This is a genomic window from Bradyrhizobium sp. PRIMUS42 (genome assembly GCF_023006515.1).
GTDB lineage: Bacteria > Pseudomonadota > Alphaproteobacteria > Rhizobiales > Xanthobacteraceae > Bradyrhizobium.
Map to the genome: position 1 here is coordinate 1 of NZ_JALBGZ010000707.1, position 3,194 is coordinate 3,194.

The following is a 3,194-nucleotide window of genomic DNA, read 5'->3' on the forward strand; positions in this document are numbered from 1 at the left end:
CCGCATGCACGACCATGCCGCGCGTCTCCGCGCTGCGGTCGGTCGGCACCGCGTTCGGGGTCGACACGAGATCCAATCGCGCGCGCTCGGCCAGGGCCGGCGAAATTGCGGCGAGATCGTCGTTGCCGAAAATGTCGACGCCCGTCGCAGGGACCTGGCCCGATAGCGCTGACACGATGATCGGCCAGTCACCTCTCGGTTGATGCTGCAGCGGTGGCGACGAGGCCAGGACCTCGCCGCGATCGTTGGCCAGATACAGGAAATCGAGACCGATTTCCTTGCGGGTCTCGTCGAGCAGATCACGCAGGGAGTCGCGCGCATCCTGCGCCAGCACCTCATGGAAGCGAGCCGACAGGCTGAGCGCCCGGAGCTGGACGCCGGTCTTTTCCAGGATGCGGGCGAGATATTGGTGGGCGATGGTGAGATCGCCGTTCACCTTGGAGATCAGGGTCGCGTCGAATTTCGCGTTCCAGCGATAGATCGCAACTCCGAGCAGCAGCGGCAGGATGACCAGCATCGGCAGCAGCGCGATCGCAAGCAGCCGGAAGCGCACGGAGCGTCCCCGCACGAGCTCGCCGCTGCGGCCGGCAGCATCAGACATCCCACAACGCGCATTTGCGGTCGATGGTCTTGCGCGAGATACCGAGGCGCCGAGCCGCCTCCTCGCGATTGCCATTGACCTCCTTCAGCACGCCGAGAATGTGACGGCGCTCGAGCTCCGCGAGACTGTCGGCAGGCGCCGACTGGCCATCGTTGCGGGGACCTGCGAAATCGTCAGGGAAGGCGCCGAGGATCAGCGTGCGCTCGATCAAATTGCGCAGCTCGCGTACATTGCCCGGCCAATCATAGCTTGCGAGCGCCGCCCGCACCGAGGCGTCGATCGGCACCGGCGGCATGCCGAGCTGAACCGACAGCTTGCTCATGAAGATGGCGGCAAGCTCCTGCACGTCGTCGCCGCGATCCTTCAGGAGCGGCAGCCGGATCTGCATCACGTTGAGCCGGTAGAACAGATCGGCTCGGAAGCGGCCCCTCTCGACCTCCTTCTGAAGCTCGGCATTGGTTGCGAAGATGAAGCGCAAGTCGACCGGAACTTCGCGCTCGGAGCCAACCGGGCGGACGCGGCGGTCTTCGAGCACGCGGAGCAGCTTGCTCTGCATCGGCAGCGGCAGCTCCCCGATCTCGTCGAGGAACAGCGTGCCGCCATGTGCATACAAGAACAGGCCTTCGCGCCCCGAATCGGCACCGGTGAAGGCGCCCTTGATGTGTCCGAACAGCTCGGCCTCGATCATCTCGGGCGGGATCGCCGCGCAATTCACCGGCACGAATGGCTTGTCGGCGCGGTCGGACAGCGAGTGGATCGAGCGCGCCGCCACTTCCTTGCCGGTGCCGGATTCGCCGGTGAGGAGAACCGAGGTCGGCAGGCGCGCGACGCGTGCGATGGTCTCACGCACGCGCAGCGTTGCTGCCGACTGTCCGATCAGATTGTCGCGCAGGAAGGTGCGGTCGGACGAAGCGCGCAAAGCATAGCGCAGGACAAAATTCTCGCGCTGGAGGCGGACACGGTCGAGGCATCGCGCTACCGCGTTGAGGATCTGGTTGGAGCGGAACGGCTTGAGCACGAAATCGGCTGCACCGGCGCGCAGGGCCTGGATCGCGGTGTCGAGGTCGGCATAGGCGGTGATCAGGATGGCGTCGGCGAAAAAGCCGACGGCGCGCTGCTCGGCGAGCCAATCGACGCCATTCTTGCCCGGCATGATGTTATCGAGAATGACGACGTCGTAGCGGTTGGAATCGAGCTTGCGCGAGGCCTGGTCGGTATCGGCCGCCTCGTCCACCAGCTTGCAGCGCGGCGCGAGCGTGCGCACCAGGAAGTTGCGCATGCCCGGCTCGTCGTCGACGATCAGGATGGAGGCCTGCGCCAGCGCGCTGAACTCCGGTCCTGCAGCCGTTTTGCCGAGCTTGACGGCAGGCTCGCGGCCCACCGCCGGAGCTGTGGCGGCGCTTGGCCTCGATGTTGAGAAAGTCATGCCCGATGTCTTAGGTTTGAGATCATCCACCGCAACAACCGGTGCCTTTCGCATTGCAGCGAAGATCCGGCCGTGTCCCCCGCGGGCGCAGCATAGTCAAGCGTCGCCGCCGTGAACATTCGCCTTTCTACGGGGCGTCGCTCTTTTCGACCAGGAACACGATCCGGGTCTGGTTGCGCTCGGTGATCTCGACCTTATCGCCGGTCTCGCGGATCAGATTGGGGATATCAATCACCGACAAGGGGTCGGTGCAGTGAACCTCGAGCTGATCGCCCGGTTGCAACGGTTTTAAGGCCTTGCGCGTCTTCAAGGCGGGGAGCGGGCATTTCAACCCGGTGAGATCGAGCGTGGTTCTGGTCATGCGCGCAACATGGCGAGACGAAGCGAGGGCGTCAACGCAAGGCCTCTAGAGCAGATCGGCATAGGACAAAAAACCTACGCCGTGCCCCGGCTCGACGCCCGTGATGCTCTCACCGAGTTCAACCAGGCCGTCGGTCTCGACCAGCGAGGACAACAGCCCCGCTCCCTCGCGCGGAAACTTGATGGCCTCGAGCCCGCCGTCCTGCGCGCGCCGCAAGGAGGCGCGCACATATTCACGCCGGCCCGCCTTCTTCTTGTAAGTAAACGCGGCGCGCACCGGGATGGGCGTCAACGGCTCCGGCAAGCCACCCGCCAGCGCCAGCACCGTCGGCCGCACCACATGGACAAACGTGACGAAACTCGCGACGGGATTGCCGGGCAATCCGATCAGCGGCGTGCCGTCGATGATGCCCATCGCCACGGGCCGGCCGGGCTTGATCGCCATCCGCCACAGCACCAGCGAGCCGATGCTCTCGACCGCCGCCTTGACGTGGTCCTCCTCGCCGGTCGAGACGCCGCCCGTGGTGAGGATCAGGTCGTGGCGGCCTGCAACCTGCTTCAAGCCATTCGCGAGCGAAGCACGCTCGTCGCGCAGAATGCCGAGGTCGCTGACCTCGCAGCCGAGGCGGCGCAGCATCGCCATCAGCATGAAGCGGTTGGAATCGAACAGCTGCGAGGCGGCGCGTGGCTCGCCAGGAGAAGCCAGCTCGTCACCGGTCGAGAACACCGCAACGCGAATGCGCCTGACCACGTCGAGCCTGACACGCCCGAACGCCGCGGCGAGCGCGACGTGCTGTGGCCGCAAGC

General features: G+C 65.6%; 3 protein-coding genes and 1 pseudogene. All 4 read right to left on the reverse strand.

Annotation, left to right across the window (positions count from 1 at the left end):
* Positions 1 to 601, reverse strand: a pseudogene (locus tag MOV75_RS32220) (two-component sensor histidine kinase); the annotation flags it as partial.
* Entirely contained in the window at positions 594 to 2,027 is a 1,434-nt protein-coding gene (locus tag MOV75_RS32225) for a sigma-54 dependent transcriptional regulator (protein WP_246923989.1), read from the reverse strand. The pseudogene MOV75_RS32220 and the gene MOV75_RS32225, both read right to left, overlap by 8 nt.
* A gap of 127 nt (positions 2,028 to 2,154) precedes the next feature.
* On the reverse strand, positions 2,155 to 2,388 hold the full coding sequence (locus MOV75_RS32230) for a sulfurtransferase TusA family protein (RefSeq protein WP_246923987.1): 234 nt from the start codon (positions 2,386 to 2,388) through the stop codon (positions 2,155 to 2,157).
* Between the two features lie 45 nt (positions 2,389 to 2,433).
* The coding region (locus MOV75_RS32235; RefSeq protein WP_247007338.1) for a molybdopterin molybdotransferase MoeA at positions 2,434 to 3,194 on the reverse strand (761 nt) is incomplete at its 5' end.